This is a genomic window from Colwellia sp. (assembly GCF_013215345.1).
GTDB lineage: Bacteria > Pseudomonadota > Gammaproteobacteria > Enterobacterales > Alteromonadaceae > Colwellia.
Map to the genome: position 1 here is coordinate 21862 of NZ_JABSOV010000030.1, position 20828 is coordinate 42689.

Below are 20828 nucleotides of genomic sequence, written 5' to 3' on the forward strand. Positions count from 1 at the left end.
GTTATTTACCTTGTTTACTTTTATAATCTTCAATCGCTGCTTTAATGGCATCTTCAGCCAAGATAGAACAATGAATTTTTACCGGTGGTAAAGCTAACTCTTCAGCAATATCGGTATTTTTAATTTTACCCGCTTCTTCAATTGACTTGCCCTTTACCCATTCAGTAACCAATGAGCTTGACGCAATTGCTGAGCCACAACCGTAGGTTTTGAATTTTGCATCTTCAATGATGCCATCTTTCGATATTTTAAGTTGTAACTTCATCACGTCGCCACACGCAGGTGCGCCAACCATACCAGTAGCTACTGATGGATCGTTTTTGTCCATTGAACCAACGTTACGTGGGTTCTCATAGTGGTCTAATACTTTTTCGCTGTAAGCCATGTTACTCTCCTAACTTGTGCCAAATTGTGATTAGGTAATTCCAGAAATTACTTAATACACTTTATTTGACACCAAATTTATCTAAAGTGCTGAACTATTTTACTAAACATAATGTTGTTAAATATAGTTTAGTGAGCAGCCCATTCAATTGAATCTAAATCGATACCGTCTTTAAACATTTCCCAAAGCGGTGACATATCACGTAAGTGACCGATTGAGTTTTTAATTAACTTAATTGCGTAATCAATTTCTTCTGCAGTAGTAAAGCGGCCAAAACTAAAGCGAATTGAGCTATGTGCCATTTCATCATTTAGTCCTAAAGCACGAAGTACATAAGAAGGCTCTAGACTCGCCGATGTACAAGCACTACCAGAAGATACCGCTAAATCTTTCAATGCCATGATAAGTGACTCACCTTCAACAAAGTTGAAGCTGACATTTAAGTTACCAGGGTAACGTTTATCAAAATCGCCGTTAACAAACACTTGTTCCATGCTGTTCACACCAGCCCATAAACGGTCACGCATTGCAGTAACATGAGCAAGATCTTGCGCCATTTCTGCTTTAGCTAAACGACACGCTTCACCCATACCAACAATTTGATGCGTCGCTAAAGTACCTGAACGCATACCACGTTCATGTCCGCCACCGTGAGTTTGTGCTTCAAGACGAATGCGAGGTTTACGGGACACATATAATGCGCCTATACCTTTAGGTCCGTACATTTTATGTGCAGAAATCGACAGTAAATCAACTTTCAATGTTTGCATATCAATGTTAATTTTACCGGCACTTTGCGCGGCATCAACATGAAAAACAATTTTACGTGCTCGACAAATCTCACCAATTTCATTGATGTCTTGAATAACACCTATTTCATTGTTTACATGCATGATGCTCACTAATACTGTGTCATCACGCATGGCGTCACTTAATTTATTTAAATCAATTAAACCATTTTCTTCTGGGTCAAGGTAAGTCACTTCAAAGCCTTGACGCTCTAATTCTCGACAAGTATCTAAGACCGCTTTATGTTCAGTTTTGCTGGTAATAATGTGTTTACCACGTTTGTGATAAAAATTAGCAGCACCTTTAATGGCTAAGTTATTTGATTCGGTTGCACCTGAAGTGAAAACGATTTCACGTGGGTCGGCATTAATTAATTCAGCAACTTGATTACGAGCGATATCAACCGCTTCTTCGGCTTGCCAACCAAATTTATGTGAACGTGACGCAGGGTTACCAAAATGACCATCTGTGGTCATATATTGCATCATTTTTTCTGCGACACGTTTATCTACTGGTGTAGTAGCTGAGTAATCAAAATATATAGGAAGCTTCATTCGCTAACTCTCTCCGATGGTAAATCTTTAATACGACACGATAGGTAATAATTACCAATCGTTCATTATATTTTTAGTGGTTATTAGTGTATCTAACGCTATGCTTTTATTAGCATTTATATGTAGTTCATCTTGGCGTTTAGATACTTCTTTCACATCTCGCTTAGCCACTAATTCTGATAAGCTGATGTTTTGCAAAAATTCTTCAATTCGTTGACTTAACCCTTCCCAAAGAGAATGAGTTAAACATTGTTCGCCATCCTGGCAATTGCCTTTACCTGCACATTTAGTTGCATCAACACTTTCATTTACTGCTGAAATCACATCCGCAACCGCTATTTGAGCTGAACATCGGCCCAAACGATAACCGCCTCCAGGACCACGAACACTGGTTACTAACCCTTGCTTGCGTAAACGAGAAAACAGTTGTTCTAAATAAGACAAAGATATACCTTGGCGTTCTGAAATATCAGCCAAAGATACAGGTCCAGATATGGCATGAATAGTAACATCTAACATGGCAGTAACTGCGTAACGACCTTTAGAAGTAAGTTTCATAATCTACTCTCAAACACTATGTTGGTGGACTCAATATATCAATTTAGTAGGACAACTAAGTCAAAACTATTTAACCGCAATACATAGAAAAACATGCCTTGCTTTGCAAATTCTGCGCAATTCTACATAACCCTACAGATTAGTCAAATGAATACCCGAGTAATTTACTCAAGTATTGTACACCAAGAAGTACTGAGCGAAAAGTAATAGTTGACTAATTTAGTCAACTATTACTTATTAATGAAATTAAATTTCAGGATCAAAGCTAGTTACTTTGCTTTCACGACGCTGTGCCGCCTCTTTTTCATCTTCAACAAACTCGCCGACTCTTAATTCAGGCAAGTTTTTATCACAAATATCGCCACCTAGGGTATTAACTTCTTTGCAAAGAGCGCTAACACGATCATCCATGAGATGCACATGGTCAAGCAAACGACCAATGGCTTTTGCCACAGGATCGGGATTATCGTGCGAAACAGCATAGGCATCAAAGCCATATTTTTTAGCGGCAGCTTCTCGTTGTTGTCCTTCACCTTTACTTGGTTTATCTGGAACTATTCTCCCAGGGATACCTACCGCAGTAGCGTTAGCTGGCAGGTCTTTAACCACCACTGAATTAGAGCCAACTTTACCGCCCTTGCCTATCGTGATAGGACCAAGTACTTGTGCACCAGCGCCAATAACAACATTATCTTCTAGGGTAGGATGGCGTTTACCTGCTTTCCAGCTAGTACCACCTAAGGTAACACCGTGATATAAGGTTACATCATTGCCAATTTCGGCGGTTTCACCAATAACAATGCCCATACCATGGTCAATAAAAACTCGACGACCTAACTTAGCACCAGGATGAATTTCAACTCCGGTTAACCAACGAGAGAAAGTTGATATAACTCGCGCTATGAGTTTCCAATCAGCGCACCATAACCTATGACTTAATCGGTGAATCCAAATTGCATGCAAACCAGGGTAATTGAGGATAACTTCAAAACTGGTACGAGCGGCGGGATCTCTATCAAAGACACTATTGATATCTTCTTTGATACGGCTAAACATAAATTATTCCTTCTCTTTCTCTTAAGTGACTAACAGCTATGTTAGTCACAATTAACTGTTATGACTTCTCTTTACTAGACCTTTCCATCGAGGCAAAAATCCCACGCATCATCTTAACTTCTTTAACATCTGGTCTAGCGCGATTAAATAAGCGTCTTAGCTTAGTCATCACTAGACCAGGATGGTTTTCTACAATAAAGCCTGTGGCTTTAAGTGCTTTTTCAAAGTGGTGATAAAAACGCTCTGTTTCTTCACTTACAGGATAAAGTTCTTCATCTTCATTCTTAGCTTTAGCCACTGATTTACCATTACCGGTACTGCGTTCTTGATAACTTTGATCATGCGCCAGTAAGTAACTGGTACGCACTTCATAACTTAACGTTTGTACTGCCATGGCCAAGTTCAGTGAACTATAATCTGGGTTCGCTGGAATCTGCACATGAAAATGACAAAGCTGTAACTCTTCATTAGTTAAACCACTACTTTCGCGACCAAAAACTAACGCTACAGGATATTCATCTGCCTCGGCTATCATCTTCTCACCACAGCCTCTCGGCTCTAACATAGGCCAAGGTAATGTTCTCGAACGCGCACTAGTTCCAACAACTAAGCCACAATCTTCAATCGCTTCAGCTAGCGTACTAACCACTTTAGCATTGGCTAAAACGTCAGTTGCCCCAGCAGCCATTGCTTGCGCCTGACCATTAGGCATTTCAATTGGGTCAACTAATATAAGCTGAGTTAAACCCATAGTTTTCATAGCGCGTGCTGCACTACCAATATTTCGACAATCTGAAGTGTTTACTAAAACGATTTTAACGCGATCTAATAGTGAACCTGAGGTGTTACTTTGCTGAGAACCTTGTTGAGAATCTGACATTTTCGCTCTACTTGTTTGTTTAATTGGATGAGTAAACATATTTAATAAGCTTATCTAACCCATCTAGATGGCCAGTATTCTAACATAGAAGATTACTGCTGTAGCTAATAAAAAGCACGCTTAATAAGCATATTTATCTATGGTAATTTGATATTTAATAGTCTATTTTTCTCTATTAAAAAAAACAAAGCCACAAAATGCTCACTTATTAAACGACTATTTTTTTAATGCTATCGCTTAATGTTTTTTTATTTGCTATAATCTGCGCGCTCGATTTTCAAGACAATGTTTGCTTGAAAATGAATTGTTCTTTTAAAAATTATTTACAAATAGGTACACTATTATGCATCCCATGCTAAATATTGCCGTGCGCGCAGCGCGTACAGCAGGTAAAGTTATCGTTCGCTCTATGGAGCAACTTGATAAAGTTGAAATTGAATCAAAAGGCACTAACGATTTCGTCACCAGTGTTGATATTAGCTCTGAAGAAGCCATAATTGAGACTATTCGTAAATCTTACCCAGATCACACTATTATCGGTGAAGAATCTGGTGTTTTAAAAGGTAAAGATGACGATTACCAATGGATTGTTGATCCACTTGATGGCACAGCTAACTTCATAAAAGGCATTCCTCATTTTGCCGTTTCTATTGCTTTAAAAGTAAAAGGCAAACTAGACCAAGCGGTAGTATTTGATCCAATTCGTGGTGAATTATTCACTGCCAGTCGTGGTAAAGGTGCACAACTGAACGGTTTCAGAATTCGTGTAAATAAAAATAAAGAAATTTCAGGTACTATTTTAGCTACTGGTTTCCCTGTTAAATACAAACAACATAGCGTTGCTTATATGGCAATGTTCTCAGCTTTATTCCAAAAATCAGCTGATATGCGTCGTGCAGGTTCAACCTCACTTGATCTTGCTTATGTAGCTGCAGGCCGTGTTGATGGTTTCTTCGAAATTGGTACTAAGCCATGGAATACTGCTGCAGGTGAACTGCTAATTATTGAAGCCGGTGGTTTAGTGACTGACTTTATTGGCGGCCATAATCATGCACAATCAGGTAATATCGTTGCCGCAAATACTCGTATCTTAAAAGATGTATTAAAAGAAATTCGTCCTCACTTAGGTGATGCTCTTAGCAAGTAACTCCTAGCTGAGTTAACTTAATAAGCCTAAGTAATAGCAGAATAATATTAAGCGCCACAGTGACCTTACTCAAATAAGGTCACTGTGGCGCTTTTTTTGCTTTAGACTAACCCTATAGTTTTTAGTACATTTGTTAAGAGAGCTCATGGAAAACATTAATACCACGAAACAAGCCTTCGTCGCAGGAGAAGTTGCCCTAGTAGGCGCTGGTCCTGGCGACCCTGATTTACTCACTATTCAAGCTTATCGTTTTATCAAACAAGCAGAAGTGGTTATTTATGACCGCCTTGTTAGTGAAGAAATAATGGCATTACTACCTAGAAACTGTCAGCAAATATATGTAGGTAAAAAGCAAGCAGATCATAGAGTTCCGCAAGAAGGTATCAATCAACTTCTGGTTGATAATGCCCTATTGGGTAAAAGAGTAGTACGGTTAAAAGGCGGTGATCCTTTTGTCTTTGGCCGCGGCTCTGAAGAAGCACAGTTTATATTAAGCCGTGGCGTAGCGTGTCACATTGTGCCTGGTATGACAGCGGCATCAGCTTGCACCAGTTATGCGGGTATCCCATTAACGCATCGAAAAGTTGCTCGCAGTTGCACCTTTATCACCGGAAATGTGCAAGATAATGGTGCATTAGACTTACCTTGGCAGGCATTAAACGATAAAGAACAAACCATTGTTTTTTACATGGGTATAAAAAGCTTACCGACAATTATTGCTCAGCTTACCGCAGCAGGTCGCGATATAAATACGCCAGCAGCATTGATTCGAAAAGGCACTCATCAAGACCAACAGGTGATAAAAGGCACATTAGCTAATTTAACCGAACTAGTGACCTTACATAAGATAACACCACCTAGTTTAATTGTTATTGGTGATGTCGTGGGAATATTTGCCAGTGAGCGATTGACTAACTTAGGCTATTTAACGCCTTAAGTGCTCGAATAACAGTACTCGATAATCCCTAGCTAATGACTACTGAGCTAATATCAAAAAAGGCTTATGATGAATATTTTACTATTCGTCATAAGCCTTTTTCTTTATCTATTAAGAAGTTCTAATTAGAACTAGCTATTATTTGTACGTCTAGGTCTACGAGGCTTAGGCCCTGTACCGTCATATTCAGGCTTTTTACGTCTAGATGAGTCGTTACCTGATTTTGTGTTATTTCTACCGGTATTATTGCCGCTAGCATTGCCACCTGAGCGTTGACCATCTTTATGCTCAACTCGACCTCTACCACGTCCTGAATTCTGACTTGGTTTAGATTTTGGCGGTCTACCTGTTCTTAAAGGTTTGATCTCACGTGATTCACCTAATTCATTGGCAGGTATAAACTTATCAATAACTTTTCGTTCGATGTGCTGCTGAATAACATGTTCAATGCCCCACAATAAGTCTAACTCATCGGCACAAACTAATGACAATGCTTGTCCAGTATTACCGGCACGGGCTGTACGGCCAATACGATGCACATAATCCTCAGGAACATTCGGTAAATCAAAGTTAACCACTTGTGGTAATAAATCAATATCAATACCACGGGCAGCAATATCGGTTGCCACAAGTACTTTTACCGAGCCATCTTTAAAGGCAGCAAGGGCCTTAGTACGCGCTCCTTGGCTTTTATTACCATGGATAGCCGCCGCAGTTAAGCCTTCAGCTTCAAGATGCTTAGTTAGCTTGTTTGCACCATGTTTGGTTTTAGTGAAAACCAACACTTGTTGCCAGTTATTTTCTTGTATTAAATGCGTTAATACCGCTGGTTTACGTTTTTTATCAACGGCCATCAACCATTGAGTGACTTTTTCAGCCGTGCTATTTTCAGCATCTACCGAAATCTCTAAAGGGTTATTGACTAAACCTTTAGCTAAAGCGCGGATTTCAGGAGAGAAAGTTGCCGAGAACAATAAGTTTTGACGGCCTTTTGGTAGCACTGCGATAAGCTTTTTAATATCGCGAATAAAGCCCATATCTAACATACGATCGGCTTCATCAAGAATGAACACTTCAAGTTGACTAAATTTTACCGCTCTTTGATTGTATAAATCGAGTAAACGTCCTGGTGTTGCCACAAGTACATCAACGCCTTGGCGAAGTCTCGTTATTTGTGGGTTAATTTTCACGCCACCAAAAACTACCATTGAGTGTAAATTTAAATACTTACCATAGGTCTCTATGCTTTCGTGGATTTGCGCTGCTAGTTCACGCGTAGGCGTAAGTATTAATGCTCTTACGTTGTTTGATGCAACTTTATTGCCTTTGTTAGTAGAAAGGCGCTGTAATAGCGGTAAAGTAAATCCTGCTGTTTTACCGGTACCCGTTTGTGCTGCAGCCATAATATCGCGTCCGGAAAGAACTGCTGGAATAGCTTGCGCTTGAATAGGAGATGGCGTTTCATAACCCTTATCACGCACTGCTTTTAGTAATGGCTCAGATAAACCTAAATCAGTAAACTTGGTTGTCGGGGTATCGCTCATAAGAATCTCTTTAGTAAATAGCAAATACTGACAGCGGGATGAAAATGTTGGCAGTATGAAGGGGCGGCAGCATACAGTAAGGTTAATACCAAGTCTATGAAGTTATCTCTCACTCAGCTAGATATATACCCAAACAACCTCAAGGTGCAGGATTCAGCTGGAATTAGAAACGTATTTAGGCAAGGCATTGATTGAAGACAATGGTTACTCAGGAGAATATGCTCCTGCATTCTCTAAGAAGCGACATCCATGTAGCGTCCTTATCGAAATCAATAACGATGGATAAAACGTTTCTAAACCAGCCCTAGGGTGCGTATGAGCAAATAATATTCATCGTTGCGTATGTAATTAAGGGGATGACCATTAATGAAATATGCGCCTTGATTATGAATCGCTCTTCCGCCCTGAAACGAGCATCTTGAAGTAGCTTGGCTATATACCTGTTATGGCTGAATTCTGCAGCTTCAGGTCGAACAGGTATAAATAGTTTCTGTAAGTGTAGTGCAAAATAAATAGGCTAAAAATAAAAAAACCGAGCAACTTTCGTTACTCGGCTTTTTATTATCATTTAACAATAATGCTTAAGGCATCATAGCCTCTTGATCAGCACCTTCTTTTTCAATCACTTCCGGTATCAAGTCTTCTCTTGAAATACCTAAGCCTAATGCCACTAACGAAGCAACATAAATTGATGAGTAAGTACCAACAAAAACACCAAATAATAATGCCGTAGCAAAACCGTGAATTAGCTCTCCACCTCTAAAGAATAAAGCCGCCAATACTAATAAGGTTGTTATTGAAGTAATAAAGGTACGGCTCAAGGTTTGTGTTAAGGAGATATTAATCACTTCTTCAGCTTCTGTATTTCGTATTTTCCTAAAGTTTTCACGAATACGGTCCGAAACAACAATGGTATCGTTAAGAGAGTAACCAATAACCGCTAATATGGCCGCCAGTACCGTAAGATCGAACTCTAATTTTAAAATAGAGAATAAACCTAGAGTTAATAACACATCGTGAAATAAAGCCACTACTGAGCCAACGGCAAAGCGCCATTCAAAACGAAAGGCAACATACATAAGTATGCATATAAGGGCCGTTAACATGGCTAAACCGCCCTGTTCAGCTAACTCGTCACCAACGCTGGCACCAACATACTCGATACGACGCATATCAACTTTCTGCCCTGAGCCAGACTCTAAAAGAGCCAAGATTTCATTGCCAAGCATTTCAGCTTTTACATCTTCACGTAAACCAAGGCGAATTACCACATCACGGCTGCTGCCGTAAAATTGTACTTTGGCATCAGCAAAACCATTATCAGTCATTACTTGGCGTATTATCTTTAAATCAGCGGGTTGTTCAAAACCGACCTCAATCAAGGTGCCACCAGTAAAATCTAAACCAAAGTTTAGTTTATTGGTTGCTAGTGAGACAATTGAAGCAATCATCAATATTGCACTAAATACCATGGCTATCTTGCGATAGCTCATAAAATTGACAGTTTCTTTTAAGTGTAAAATTTGCATAATTTATCGTTCCTGTCTTTATATAGGTAATTTATCAAGGCGTTTACCGCCCCAAATAGCATTAACGACTGCGCGAGTACCAATAACAGAAGTAAACATTGAAGTGATAATACCGATAGACAAGGTGATTGCGAAACCTTTAACAGGTCCGGTGCCAATCGCATATAAAATCACTGCGGCGATTAAAGTGGTAATGTTCGCATCGATGATAGTAGAAAACGCGGCATCATAACCTTGATGAATAGCTTGCTGAATTGTCTTACCTTCGCGTATTTCTTCTCTAATACGCTCAAATATCAGTACATTAGCATCAACGGCCATACCTACAGTTAATACTATACCCGCCATACCAGGTAAGGTTAAAGTCGCACCTGGCATCAATGACATTATGCCAACAATTAATACTAAGTTTGCCGCCAGTGCCAAATTAGCAACAACACCAAAAGCACGGTAGTAAATAATCATAAAGATAAAGACTAAAGCAAAACCCAACATAATGGCTTCAAAGCCAAGTCGTACGTTTTCAGCACCTAATGTAGGACCTACAGTACGCTCTTCAACGATAGTAATTGGCGCAATTAAGGCACCAGCACGTAATAATAACGCTAAGTTATGTGCTTCGGCTGGGCTGCCAGCACCCGTAATGCGAAAGCTTTTACCTAAACGTGATTGAATTGTCGCAATAGAGATGATCTCTTGGACTTTTTCAAAAATAATATTACCTTCGGCGTCACGTTTACCGGTAGGTTTATATTCAATAAATACCGTTGCCATTGGTTTACCAATATTACTTTTGGTGCCATTGGACATTTTTGAGCCACCAGCACTATCCAGTGAAATATTTACTTGTGGACGTGAGTATTCATCAAAGCCTGATTTTGCATCAGTAATATGATCACCCGTTAACATCACGCGTTTTTTCAATAAGCTCGGTCGACCATCTTTATCTCTCAATAAAATAGAATTTGCCGGTATGCGACCGTTTATCGCATTAGCTAAATCACCTTCGGTATCGACTAAGCGAAATTCAATAGTTGCCGTGGCATTAAGTATTTCTTTTGCTTTAGCGGTATCTTGTACACCGGGTAATTCGATAACAATGTGTTTTTTACCTTGGCGCTGCACTAATGGCTCAGCCACACCTAGCTCATTAACACGATTACGAATAATAGTAATGTTTTGTGCCAAGGCATAATCACGAATTTCTTTCAGCTTTTGCTCGGTCATTTTCGCGGTAAGCGTTAACTTATCGTCATCCGTTTTTATCAATAAATCACGGTAACGTTTTTCCAGTAGTGATTCTGCCGCGTCTAGATCGGCAACTTTCCGGAAAATAACCACAATGCCATTATTGCTTTCTTTTACACTGCGGTAGCGAATTTTTTCATTACGTAAATCACCACGGAAATCACTTACCATGCTGGTTTTAGCTTTATTAATGGCTTCTTTCATGTTCACTTCCATCAAGAAGCTAACACCACCACTTAAATCTAAACCTAACTTCATTGGCATACCGCCAATGGCCGCTAACCAATCCGGTGTATTAGGCGTTAAGTTAAGTGCTACTGAGAATTTTTTACCTAAGCTATCGTCCAATACATCACGGGCTTTAAGCTGGTCTTCGGTATTTTTAAAGCGCGTTAATACTTGGCCATTTTCTAATACGATACTGTCGAAACTAAGGTTACTTGCTTCTAAATGTGCTCTGATATTATCAAGAGTTGCGGCATCAGCTTCAACGCCACGTAATCCTGAGACTTGCACTGCAGGTGATTCACCATATAAGTTTGGTGTGGCATAGAGCGCACCTAAGGCGACAATAAATGCCACCATTAGTGTTTTCCATAAAGGGTATTTGTTTAACACAATCTGTCCTTTTAAATTTATAGCAATCTCACTAAATTACTGTCCCTTTGTGCGGGTTAAAATACGCACAAAAAGTCCACGAATTTAATGAAAATGCTATTACTGTTCGCGCGAACAAAACTGTTGTAAAACAAGCTGCCCACTCTACTAAACTTAACTCTTGATAGCTTTTAGCTAAGAACTATGTGTAATTTATAGTTCTTAGCTAAGTTAGTTGGCTTTAGTTCAAAGAAAAAGCACAGAGTTGACGCATGTCAATGAGTACTTTTGATGAAGAAATGAAGCCAAATAACAAAGATAAAGCTATAAAGACTTCATTGTGCCTTTTGGAAGTACTGCGTTGATTGCGCCTTTTTGTACTGTTACTTCAGTACCTTCACTAATGCTAACAACAATAAAGTCTTTTTCATCAGATACTTTAACGATTTTACCAACAATACCGCCTTGTGTTAGCACTTCATCGCCTTTCGCTAATGAAGACATTAAACCTTTATGCTCTTTTACACGTTTAGCTTGTGGACGGTAGATCATGAAAAAGAATACCAAACCAAAAACGGCTAGCATAATGATCATTTCCATTCCGCCACCGGCTGGTGCTCCGTCTGCGGCATGGGCTGTACTGATAAATAAACTCATAAACTTACTTCCTTACTTCTTATTTTAATTAATTAGTTAGTAACTTTTCACTTTCGACAAGTTACTGGATTCTTTAAATATTTTAATTACTCGCTAAATAACCGAGCTTAAAATTAATTTTTAACGCTAAACTTGTTTGCTGCCTTCCGCTAATGGCGGTACAGGTAAACCACGTAAAGCATAAAACTCTTCAACAAAGGCGTCTAATTTACCTTGCTCGATGGCTGCACGCAAACCTTGCATGACTTTTTGGTAAAAATGTAGGTTATGCAGGGTATTTAACTGCGAACCCAAGATTTCTTTACACTTATCTAAATGATGTAAATAAGCACGTGAGTAGTTCTTACAGGTGTAACAATCACAGGTATCATCAAGTGGTGCAGTATCTATTTTATGAGCAGCATTGCGGATCTTAATAACACCGGTATTAACAAACAAATGACCATTGCGAGCATTACGTGTTGGCATTACACAGTCAAACATATCAATACCACGACGTACGCCTTCAACTAAGTCTTCTGGCTTACCTACTCCCATCAGATATCGGGGCTTATTTTTAGGTATCAAGGGCGCGGTATGATCTAAAATACGGATCATATCTTCTTTAGGCTCACCTACTGATAAACCGCCAATCGCATAACCATCAAAGCCTATAGATTCTAGGCCAGCAACAGAAACTTCACGTAAGTCTTCATACATGCCGCCTTGTATTATGCCAAATAATGCATTTGGGCTATCACCGTGGGCATCTTTTGAGCGTTGTGCCCAACGAAGTGATAACTCCATTGAGTCTTTTGACTCGGTATGCGTTGCTGGATATGGCGTGCACTCATCAAAAATCATGACAACATCAGAGTTTAAGCTACGTTGTACTTCCATTGAGCGTTCAGGGGTAAGCATAATTTTTTCACCATTTACCGGTGAACTAAAGCGCACACCTTCTTCGGTGATTTTACGCGTTTTTCCTAAACTAAAAACTTGGAAGCCACCGGAGTCGGTTAAAATTGGTTTATCCCAATTCATAAATCCGTGTAAGCCACCATGCTGCTCAATAATGTCAGTACCTGGACGTAACATTAGATGAAAGGTATTACCTAAAATAATATGAGCGCCAGTGGCCTCAACTTCTTCAGCTTTCATGCCTTTAACAGTACCGTAGGTACCAACGGGCATAAATGCTGGGGTTTCCACCACACCACGATCAAAGGTTAATCGGCCACGACGGGCTTTACCGTCAGTGGTAATTAACTCATATTTCATTTTGTTTTTTACTGTTTCAGTCATAAATTTTCTCTGTCACCCACTAGCAAAACAGGCTGGCGGTGTTTGGGTTTAAAATAATATTTAAAATTAATTTTCGCTATAACTCAGCGTATTGCTGAGCTATAGCGTTTAGTATTTACTTAACTCTTATTTAGTCAGCTTCTTTTATCTTTTGTTTAGTTAAGAACATAGCATCACCATAACTAAAAAATCGGTATTCTTTATCTATAGCGTGTTGGTAAGCTGGCATTATATGGTCATAACCAGAAAAGGCACTAACCAGCATCAATAAAGTTGACTCTGATAAGTGAAAGTTAGTCACTAAAGCATCGATGATTTGAAATTGATAACCTGGGGTGATGAATATATCGGTATCACCATAAAAAGCACCTAAGGCTTCGCCTTTATCTTTAGAAGCTTTTGCCGCACTTTCAAGAGAACGTACTGAGGTTGTGCCAACCGCAACAACTCTACCACCCGCTGCTTTGGTTTTTGCTATCTGGGTAACCACTTTATCTGATACTTCAACGTATTCCGCGTGCATAATATGATCGGCAATCTCGTCAACTTTTACCGGTTGAAACGTACCTGCGCCGACGTGCAAGGTAACAAAAGCTAACTCAACGCCCTTGGCTTTAATTTTTTCTAACAGAGCATTATCAAAATGTAAGCCAGCTGTTGGCGCGGCAACCGCACCAGGCTTTTCATTGTAAACTGTTTGATAACGCTCTTTATCACTGTCTTCATCAGGTCGGTCAATATAAGGTGGCAGTGGCATATGTCCAATTTCATCTAAAACATCTAACACTGATTGACCATCAGCAAATTTAAGCTCAAAAAGTGCACCGTGACGGGCAACCATAGTTGCTTTAAATTTAACGGCACTATCGTCATTGCCAAGCTCATTACCTTGCTCTCTACATAGGTAAAGTTCATTGCCTACTTTGGGTGATTTACTGGCACGAATATGAGCAAGGGCGGTATTTTGATCAATAATGCGCTCAATCAAAACCTCAATTTTACCACCACTGGCTTTTCGGCCAAACATTCTGGCCGGGATCACACGAGTGTTATTAAAAACGAGTAAATCACCTGAATTTAATTGCGCTACTATATCGGTAAAAACACCATCGGTTATCGCACCAGAATCACCATTTAAGGTCATTAAACGGCTAGCAGTGCGCTCGGTTTTAGGGTAACGAGCAATAAGGGCATCGGGTAAATTGAAAGAAAAGTCTGAAACACGCATGATATTGGCTATTTTTCTGGCTTAAAAAAAGGCGTAATTTTAGAGCTGCACGCCCTTGATAGCAAGTTAATTCGCCACTTTTACATCTTAAGCCTAGCCTTAGTAGCAAAGAACCGTCGACAAAGTTGTATTGAAGCACCATTATTACCAGTGATAACCAGTATTTATCAAAATAATCTCGACAATAAGGCTTTTAGTGTATGTTGGTAAATCATGCATTATTGATATGAACTTTATACAAGCCTGATTTAATACTGACTAAAGAGTTATTTGCCATATGAAAGATGAACTTGCCTTTACTATAGCCAACACCATTATTAGTGGCTTTGAACGCCATGTTGCACTGTTCACTGAGATTACTCAATCAGCCAGAGAGCGATTTCAACAATGCCAATGGCATGAAGTGCACCGCTCTGCCAGAGCGAGAACTAATTTTTATGACGAACGAGTAACAGAAAGCTGCAGCGTTATTAAAGAAGACTTCAATATTAGCGATCTAGATGATGCTTTGTGGCAAGAGGTTAAAACAGTTTATTCAGATTTATTATCTAATCATAAACAACCCGAGTTAGCGGAAACTTTCTACAATTCGGTCTTTTGTCACTTATTCGAGCGCAAGTATTATCACAATGATTATATTTTTGTAGAAAGTACTGCCCATCGCCTTGATGAGAAAGAAGTTCCAAAGATCTACACCTCTTATCGACCACAAGCACTAGGTTTAAAACAAACTATTTGTGACATTATGAATAGTCATAGAACTGTAATCCCCTTTGAAGATCTAGACCGTGATGTTGATGCACTTATTAATGCCTTTCGCCGCAAAGCTCATAAAACCATGGTAAAATTAGAAGATTTACAGTTTGATATCCTCAACTTTACTTTTTATCGTAATAAAGGTGCCTACTTAATTGGTCGGGTGTTATCGCCCGCAGGAGAAACCCCCTTTATTGTTGCGGTACTTAACAACGAGAAAGGCGGTTTATATATAGATGCATTACTGACTACCAGCGAAAACATGGCGGTGGTATTTGGTTTTGCCCGTGCTTACTTTTTTGTTGATTGCCAGCATCCGTATGCGCTGGTTAATTTCTTACAGGGGTTAATGCCTCATAAAACCAAGGCTGATTTATATTCTGCCATCGGTTTTCACAAACAGGGCAAGACCCAATTTTATCGAGACTTTCTCAATCACCTTGAAGACAGTAACGACCAATTTGAATTAGCTGCCGGTATTAAAGGCATGGTGATGTCAGTATTTACCCTGCCCTCTTATCCTTATGTATTCAAAATAATCAAAGATAAATTTTCCCCCAGTAAAAACATGACCAAGAAAGATGTAAAGGGAAAATACCGCTTAGTGAAACTACACGACAGAGTGGGTCGCATGGCTGATACCATGGAGTATTCTGAAGTCGCTTTTCCTAAAGCGCGCTTTAACAATGAACTGTTAGCGGAGCTGAAAAAAGTTGCTTCTTCCATTATTCGTTATGAAGGTGAAGGCGAGAATGAGCTTCTTATCATTGAGCATTTATATATAGAACGTCGCATGGTGCCACTCAATTTATACCTGATGGATGCGCTTAAAAATAAAAAACAAGATGAAATAAATGACGCCATGTTTGGTTACGGCGAAGCCATTAAACAACTGATTTCTGCCGATATATTTCCGGGTGACATGTTACTGAAGAACTTTGGTGTCACTCGTCATGGCCGGGTTATTTTTTATGATTATGATGAAATCACCTATATGGACCAAGTTAACTTTCGGGTAAAACCTAAAGCGGTCACTGAAGAACAAATGTATGCTGCTGAGCCTTGGTACAGTGTAATGCCTGGTGATATGTTCCCTGAAGAGATAGCAACTTTTGCTTTGGCCAATCCAAGCTATTTAAAAGCCTTTAAAATACATCATCAAGATTTACTTACACCAACCTATTGGCAACAATGCCAACAAGATGTCGCTAATGGTATTTATAAAGATGTTTTTCCTTATCCCGATAAATACCGTCTTTGTCATCAAGGCTTTAGCAGCGAGTTAAAGTAATTTAGCTGGTGTTAACTGCACCATAAAATAAAAAAAGCTACAGACTGGCTACTTTACTACCAGTTTGTTGGTAAATTAGCCGAACAGACGCGATTTAGTAAAAAGATGAACATTAGGGCTTTACCTTTTAACCTGCATCAGTATAATTCGAATCTGTTGCAGGGGTGTAGTTCCAATTGGTAGAACAGCGGTCTCCAAAACCGATGGTTGGGAGTTCGAGTCTCTCCACCCCTGCCATTTTCTCTTCCAGTATATCTTTATATTTCTTTATCCATATTCCAAAAAATCTTTCGCTAATATATTCCCAGAATTAATTTATCTGCTGTTCGTTAACAGCGAATTCTGTCATTATATTCAGCCTTAAATCATACCTAGCTAATGAGCATTCACTGATGAGCTTTACTAATGAGCATTAATCAACATCAATTTGAGCAATTAACTGAAATGGGTATCAGCCTTTGGCAGCATCGTGATAGTCAAAATAAAACCCTAGAGACTCATAGTCAAAGTTACCTTGATATTGATTTAAAAAACTTAGCCAAACAGCAATTATTTAATGATATTTTATTAGCAACTGGCTTAAGTATCGGTGAAATTAATCAGCAAGGTGACCATCTAGATTTAGGGCTCTTTAACTGGTATTTCACCGACAAATCATCCCCCGTTAAAATACAATGGCTTGAGCAGCAGTTGATCACCCCAGCTATCGCCGAAATTTCAAAGTCGCCTACGCTTAAAAAGCAACTGTGGCAATTACTGAGTAGACAAGCACAATGAATAAAACATCAAAAAGTAACAATAATCACTTTGCTGAAATAAAGCCCGGTGATGTAGGTAAGTTAATGCCAATAGAGCTGGCTTGTCACTCACACCCCTGGAGTGAGAAAACCTTTTTAAGTTGTATTGGTGGTCGTTACTTTGGTGATAAGCTTGGTGAAAAACTCGGTGAGCAGCATGGTGACCTAAGCATTGGTTTCTACATTGGTGAATATGTTGTCGGTGAAGCAACCCTGATGGATATTTGTGTTATGCCAAGTGAGCAAGGCAAAGGTTATGGTAAAGTTTTACTTAATCAATTTTTAGCCCAAGCGAAAAAACTTGGCGCAAGCAAAATATTCTTAGAAGTACGAGCAAAAAACATCGCCGCACAAATGCTTTATATGAATTCCGGCTTTATCGAAATTGATCGCCGCACAGGTTATTATCCTAGTAGCTCAGGGTTTGGTTATGAAGATGCCATTGTTATGTCGCTAAAGTGCTAATAGGCAGCTCTTTGATTAACAAGTAACAAACTATTCAGTACATTAACAAATCACAACACTTCGAAACGCAAAGCAGCTAGTTAATCCTTCGCCTTTGGTTAATATAGTTAACAAGATTGTTAACTATATTCTTAAAGGTCATGAGGGTGAGCCAAATGTTTACTAAAATAAGTCCTACAGCAGATAGTCAGTTGTCAAATGAAGATGTTGCCAACCTGATGGTGAATGATGCACTAAAAAATATTAGCCAATTGACCGGACTGAACCAAGAGCAAGCTTTTGCTTTATTAGTGAATCAGGTTAGCCAACAGACAGACCAAGTTAGCCATACAAAAAGATCTAAAGTACATTCCCCTTTATTAGAGCAAAATGAAGCTCAATTCATTTCAAGCTTATTTAATTAACGATTTAACTAATACGGTTAACCTCAGCTGCATTGCTTTGCAGCTGATAAACTAGCTTCAGCCTACTGTTTACTACCTTTCCCTAGATTTCATCTAGCATTAATAAAACGTTAAATCTGCTATAACAAGCCAATTGACCTGCCCCGTTTATTATCAATAAAAGTGTTACCTTTTTAACAAGCTGCTATCAACCTACAAAGTTGCTCTTTATAACCTCGCTTTATTACAGATTCACTCTGTTTTAATGGTACAATGCGCGCAATTTTATAATTTTTAAAAAGTCCCTAATTAACTGGGTGTTTTTCTACTATTTTCTTAACAGGTAATTTGCATGTCTGCACAGCAACAGCAAGTCGACTTACGTCGCACCTTTGCTATCATTTCTCATCCCGATGCGGGTAAAACCACCATCACCGAAAAGGTGCTTTTGTTTGGTCAAGCTTTACAAAGAGCCGGTACGGTAAAAGGTAAAAAGTCAGGTCAACACGCAAAATCTGATTGGATGGAAATGGAAAAAGAGCGTGGTATTTCAATTACTACCTCAGTTATGCAATTTCCTTACAAAGGCTGCTTGGTAAACTTGCTTGATACTCCAGGTCATGAAGATTTCTCGGAAGATACTTACCGTACATTAACAGCTGTTGATTCTTGTCTAATGGTAATTGATGTTGCCAAAGGTGTTGAAGCACGTACAGTTAAATTAATGGAAGTTACTCGTCTGCGTGATACACCAATCATCACTTTTATGAACAAAATGGATCGCGATGTGCGCGATCCTATTGAAGTGATGGATGAAGTTGAGACGGTATTAAACATAAAATGTGCACCAATTACCTGGCCAATTGGCATGGGTAAAGAATTCAAAGGCGTGTATAACTTATTGACCGATGAAATATTTTTGTATCAATCAGGCCTAGGTCACATGATTCAAGAAAGACGTGTCATTAAAGGCCTTGATAACCCCCTTCTTGATGAAGCCATTGGCCCCTTTGCTGAAGATTTCCGCGAAGAAATGGAATTAGTACTAGGCGCCTCCCATGAGTTTGATTTAGAAGCGTTTCTAAAGGGTGAGTTAACGCCAGTATTTTTCGGCACGGCACTCGGTAACTTCGGTGTTGACCACATGCTTGACGGTTTAACCAAATGGGCACCTAAGCCCTTACCGCGCCAAACAGATTTACGCACAGTAACCCCGGAAGAAGAAAAATTTACTGGATTCATTTTTAAAATTCAAGCCAATATGGATCCGAAACATCGCGACCGTATTGCTTTCATGCGCATTTGCTCAGGCAAGTATGAAAAAGGCATGAAGATGAAACAAGTACGCATTAATAAAGATGTCAGAATTGCCGATGCGGTAACCTTTATGGCTGGTGATAGATCCAACGTAGACGAGGCTTTTGCTGGTGATATTATCGGTTTACACAACCATGGTAGTATTCAAATTGGTGATACTTTTACCTCAGGTGAAATGATGAAGTTCGGTGGCATTCCTAACTTTGCCCCGGAAATGTTCCGCCGTATTCGCCTACGCGACCCACTTAAAGCTAAGCAGCTACAAAAAGGATTAATCCAGTTATCTGAAGAGGGTGCTGTGCAAGTATTTAGACCTTTCATTAACAATGACATGATTGTTGGCGCGGTTGGTGTACTACAGTTTGAAGTTGTAGTGCAACGATTAAAGAGCGAATATAAAGTTGATGCTATTTACGAACCCATTAGTGTTGCAACTGCGCGCTGGTGTACATGTGATGATGAACGCACCTTAGAGCAATTTAAGAAGAAAGCCGGTGATTACCTAGCCTATGATGGTGGTAATAACTTAACGTATATTGCACCAACTATGGTTAATTTATCATTAGCGCAAGAGCGTCATCCTGACATCAAATTCCACTCGACGCGTGAACATTAATTTTTTGCTTCCTAAATGGAATTTTTGCAGCATTGTCGGCAAAATTTTATCAAGTCACTTAGTGTACTAAGCTCCCTGATAAAATGTCTTGACCGCTTTGCTAAAATCCAATTTAGTTTGCAAAACTGAGTAAGGTTCAACCGGTTAATATTATTTTGCTGAAGATATAAATCAGCAAAATAAAACAAATTAAGTTACTAGCTGTGAGTTACTCACTTCTCGCAGTTAGTTGGTTCAAGACAGAAGAAAACGCGCGGAGTTGACGCATGTCAATGAGCACGATTGATAAATGTATTGAACCAAATAACAAAGAGAATGAGACAACGTATGAATATTAAAGATATTTTGAGTGCTAAAGTTAGCGCTGCAATGGTTGCTGCTGGCTTACCTGAAGGCACTAACCCTGCTGTTAGCTTGTCTAATCGTCCAAACTTTGGTGATTATCAAGCCAATGGTGTAATGGGCGCAGCGAAAAAGCTTAAAACTAATCCGCGCGAATTAGCCACTAAAGTTGTTGCCGAGCTAAACCTAGACGGCATTGCTAGCAAAATAGAATTAGCTGGCCCTGGCTTTATCAATATTCACCTAGATGAAAAGTGGTTAGCAGCTCAGCTTAATGTTGTCGCTCAAGATGACTTTATTGGTGTTAGCCAGCGTAGTGCTGCTACAGATGAAAACAGCGATGATAAACAGCAAACAGTAGTTGTTGATTACAGCGCGCCTAACCTTGCTAAAGAAATGCACGTTGGTCACTTACGTTCAACCATTATTGGTGATGCCGTAGTACGCGCACTAGAGTTTCGTGGTGAC

The 20828-nt window shown here is 39.4% G+C and carries 19 protein-coding genes and 1 tRNA gene; 9 read left to right on the forward strand and 11 right to left on the reverse strand.

Translation table 11 applies throughout. The annotated features are described in order from the left end of the window. Position 1: 1 nt before the first annotated feature. The 5 genes from iscU to trmJ form a co-directional block, all read right to left on the reverse strand. Positions 2-385 (reverse strand): Fe-S cluster assembly scaffold IscU, encoded by a 384-nt coding sequence (gene iscU / locus HRT50_RS06535; protein ID WP_291612576.1) that lies wholly within the window; start codon positions 383-385, stop codon positions 2-4. Between the two features lie 128 nt (positions 386-513). Further along, entirely contained in the window at positions 514-1728 is a 1215-nt protein-coding gene (locus tag HRT50_RS06540) for an IscS subfamily cysteine desulfurase (protein ID WP_291612578.1), read from the reverse strand. A gap of 51 nt (positions 1729-1779) precedes the next feature. Continuing rightward, positions 1780-2286 (reverse strand): Fe-S cluster assembly transcriptional regulator IscR, encoded by a 507-nt coding sequence (gene iscR, locus HRT50_RS06545; protein WP_291612580.1) that lies wholly within the window; start codon positions 2284-2286, stop codon positions 1780-1782. 246 nt (positions 2287-2532) lie between these two features. Further along, positions 2533-3342 (reverse strand): serine O-acetyltransferase, encoded by an 810-nt coding sequence (cysE, locus tag HRT50_RS06550; RefSeq protein ID WP_291612582.1) that lies wholly within the window; start codon positions 3340-3342, stop codon positions 2533-2535. 58 nt (positions 3343-3400) lie between these two features. Continuing rightward, positions 3401-4222: a tRNA (cytosine(32)/uridine(32)-2'-O)-methyltransferase TrmJ gene (gene trmJ / locus HRT50_RS06555; RefSeq protein WP_291612584.1), complete on the reverse strand. Its 822-nt coding sequence runs from the start codon at positions 4220-4222 to the stop codon at positions 3401-3403. 343 nt (positions 4223-4565) lie between these two features. Here trmJ and suhB point away from each other — a divergent pair, with 343 nt between their 5' ends. Together suhB and cobA are read left to right on the forward strand one after the other, a co-directional pair. Further along, the gene (suhB, locus tag HRT50_RS06560; protein ID WP_291612586.1) at positions 4566-5369 is read left to right on the forward strand and encodes an inositol-1-monophosphatase; all 804 of its coding nucleotides are present in this window, start codon (positions 4566-4568) and stop codon (positions 5367-5369) included. A 145-nt stretch (positions 5370-5514) separates the two neighbouring features. Continuing rightward, entirely contained in the window at positions 5515-6306 is a 792-nt protein-coding gene (gene cobA / locus HRT50_RS06565; protein WP_291612589.1) for a uroporphyrinogen-III C-methyltransferase, read from the forward strand. Positions 6307-6437: 131 nt separating this feature from the next. Here cobA and HRT50_RS06570 read toward each other — a convergent pair whose 3' ends face one another. The 6 genes from HRT50_RS06570 to queA form a co-directional block, all read right to left on the reverse strand. Beyond that, positions 6438-7850 carry a DEAD/DEAH box helicase gene (locus tag HRT50_RS06570; RefSeq protein WP_291612591.1) on the reverse strand — a complete coding sequence of 471 codons (1413 nt, stop codon included), beginning with the start codon at positions 7848-7850 and terminating at the stop codon, positions 6438-6440. Positions 7851-8431: 581 nt separating this feature from the next. Continuing rightward, positions 8432-9379, reverse strand: a complete 948-nt coding sequence (secF, locus tag HRT50_RS06575) for a protein translocase subunit SecF (RefSeq protein WP_291612593.1) — start codon at positions 9377-9379, stop codon at positions 8432-8434. Positions 9380-9397: 18 nt separating this feature from the next. Then, positions 9398-11245: a protein translocase subunit SecD gene (secD, locus tag HRT50_RS06580; RefSeq protein ID WP_291612595.1), complete on the reverse strand. Its 1848-nt coding sequence runs from the start codon at positions 11243-11245 to the stop codon at positions 9398-9400. Positions 11246-11548: 303 nt separating this feature from the next. Next, positions 11549-11881: a preprotein translocase subunit YajC gene (gene yajC, locus HRT50_RS06585; RefSeq protein WP_291612597.1), complete on the reverse strand. Its 333-nt coding sequence runs from the start codon at positions 11879-11881 to the stop codon at positions 11549-11551. Positions 11882-12007: 126 nt separating this feature from the next. Continuing rightward, on the reverse strand, positions 12008-13141 hold the full coding sequence (gene tgt, locus HRT50_RS06590) for a tRNA guanosine(34) transglycosylase Tgt (protein ID WP_291612615.1): 1134 nt from the start codon (positions 13139-13141) through the stop codon (positions 12008-12010). Between the two features lie 154 nt (positions 13142-13295). After that, complete coding sequence (gene queA / locus HRT50_RS06595) at positions 13296-14393, reverse strand: tRNA preQ1(34) S-adenosylmethionine ribosyltransferase-isomerase QueA (protein WP_291612599.1); 1098 nt, start codon at positions 14391-14393, stop codon at positions 13296-13298. Positions 14394-14670: 277 nt separating this feature from the next. Here queA and aceK point away from each other — a divergent pair, with 277 nt between their 5' ends. The 7 genes from aceK to argS form a co-directional block, all read left to right on the forward strand. Continuing rightward, complete coding sequence (gene aceK, locus HRT50_RS06600; protein ID WP_291612601.1) at positions 14671-16440, forward strand: bifunctional isocitrate dehydrogenase kinase/phosphatase; 1770 nt, start codon at positions 14671-14673, stop codon at positions 16438-16440. Positions 16441-16600: 160 nt separating this feature from the next. Then, a tRNA-Trp gene (locus tag HRT50_RS06605) sits at positions 16601-16677 on the forward strand. 168 nt (positions 16678-16845) lie between these two features. Further along, positions 16846-17217 carry a hypothetical protein gene (locus HRT50_RS06610; protein ID WP_291612603.1) on the forward strand — a complete coding sequence of 124 codons (372 nt, stop codon included), beginning with the start codon at positions 16846-16848 and terminating at the stop codon, positions 17215-17217. Next, positions 17214-17702, forward strand: a complete 489-nt coding sequence (gene rimI / locus HRT50_RS06615) for a ribosomal protein S18-alanine N-acetyltransferase (protein WP_291612605.1) — start codon at positions 17214-17216, stop codon at positions 17700-17702. The genes HRT50_RS06610 and rimI overlap by 4 nt, the downstream gene beginning before the upstream one ends. A gap of 155 nt (positions 17703-17857) precedes the next feature. Continuing rightward, positions 17858-18106, forward strand: a complete 249-nt coding sequence (locus tag HRT50_RS06620) for a hypothetical protein (RefSeq protein WP_291612607.1) — start codon at positions 17858-17860, stop codon at positions 18104-18106. Positions 18107-18437: 331 nt separating this feature from the next. Then, positions 18438-20018, forward strand: a complete 1581-nt coding sequence (gene prfC / locus HRT50_RS06625; RefSeq protein WP_291612609.1) for a peptide chain release factor 3 — start codon at positions 18438-18440, stop codon at positions 20016-20018. A gap of 327 nt (positions 20019-20345) precedes the next feature. Continuing rightward, positions 20346-20828: arginine--tRNA ligase (argS, locus tag HRT50_RS06630; RefSeq protein ID WP_291612611.1), on the forward strand; the 483-nt coding region annotated here is incomplete at its 3' end.

Excerpts from the sequence above, each read along its gene's own strand:
- aceK (WP_291612601.1), top strand. The coding sequence starts at position 14,671 with ATGAAAGATGAACTTGCCTTTACTATAGCCAACACCATTATTAGTGGC.
- prfC (WP_291612609.1), top strand. The coding sequence starts at position 18,438 with ATGTCTGCACAGCAACAGCAAGTCGACTTACGTCGCACCTTTGCTATC.
- HRT50_RS06540 (WP_291612578.1), bottom strand. The coding sequence starts at position 1,728 with ATGAAGCTTCCTATATATTTTGATTACTCAGCTACTACACCAGTAGAT.
- iscU (WP_291612576.1), bottom strand. The coding sequence starts at position 385 with ATGGCTTACAGCGAAAAAGTATTAGACCACTATGAGAACCCACGTAAC.
- HRT50_RS06620 (WP_291612607.1), top strand. The coding sequence starts at position 17,858 with ATGTTTACTAAAATAAGTCCTACAGCAGATAGTCAGTTGTCAAATGAA.
- cobA (WP_291612589.1), top strand. The coding sequence starts at position 5,515 with ATGGAAAACATTAATACCACGAAACAAGCCTTCGTCGCAGGAGAAGTT.
- HRT50_RS06610 (WP_291612603.1), top strand. The coding sequence starts at position 16,846 with ATGAGCATTAATCAACATCAATTTGAGCAATTAACTGAAATGGGTATC.
- iscR (WP_291612580.1), bottom strand. The coding sequence starts at position 2,286 with ATGAAACTTACTTCTAAAGGTCGTTACGCAGTTACTGCCATGTTAGAT.
- suhB (WP_291612586.1), top strand. The coding sequence starts at position 4,566 with ATGCATCCCATGCTAAATATTGCCGTGCGCGCAGCGCGTACAGCAGGT.
- trmJ (WP_291612584.1), bottom strand. The coding sequence starts at position 4,222 with ATGTCAGATTCTCAACAAGGTTCTCAGCAAAGTAACACCTCAGGTTCA.
- secF (WP_291612593.1), bottom strand. The coding sequence starts at position 9,379 with ATGCAAATTTTACACTTAAAAGAAACTGTCAATTTTATGAGCTATCGC.
- cysE (WP_291612582.1), bottom strand. The coding sequence starts at position 3,342 with ATGTTTAGCCGTATCAAAGAAGATATCAATAGTGTCTTTGATAGAGAT.
- rimI (WP_291612605.1), top strand. The coding sequence starts at position 17,214 with ATGAATAAAACATCAAAAAGTAACAATAATCACTTTGCTGAAATAAAG.
- HRT50_RS06570 (WP_291612591.1), bottom strand. The coding sequence starts at position 7,850 with ATGAGCGATACCCCGACAACCAAGTTTACTGATTTAGGTTTATCTGAG.
- queA (WP_291612599.1), bottom strand. The coding sequence starts at position 14,393 with ATGCGTGTTTCAGACTTTTCTTTCAATTTACCCGATGCCCTTATTGCT.
- yajC (WP_291612597.1), bottom strand. The coding sequence starts at position 11,881 with ATGAGTTTATTTATCAGTACAGCCCATGCCGCAGACGGAGCACCAGCC.
- tgt (WP_291612615.1), bottom strand. The coding sequence starts at position 13,141 with ATGAAATATGAGTTAATTACCACTGACGGTAAAGCCCGTCGTGGCCGA.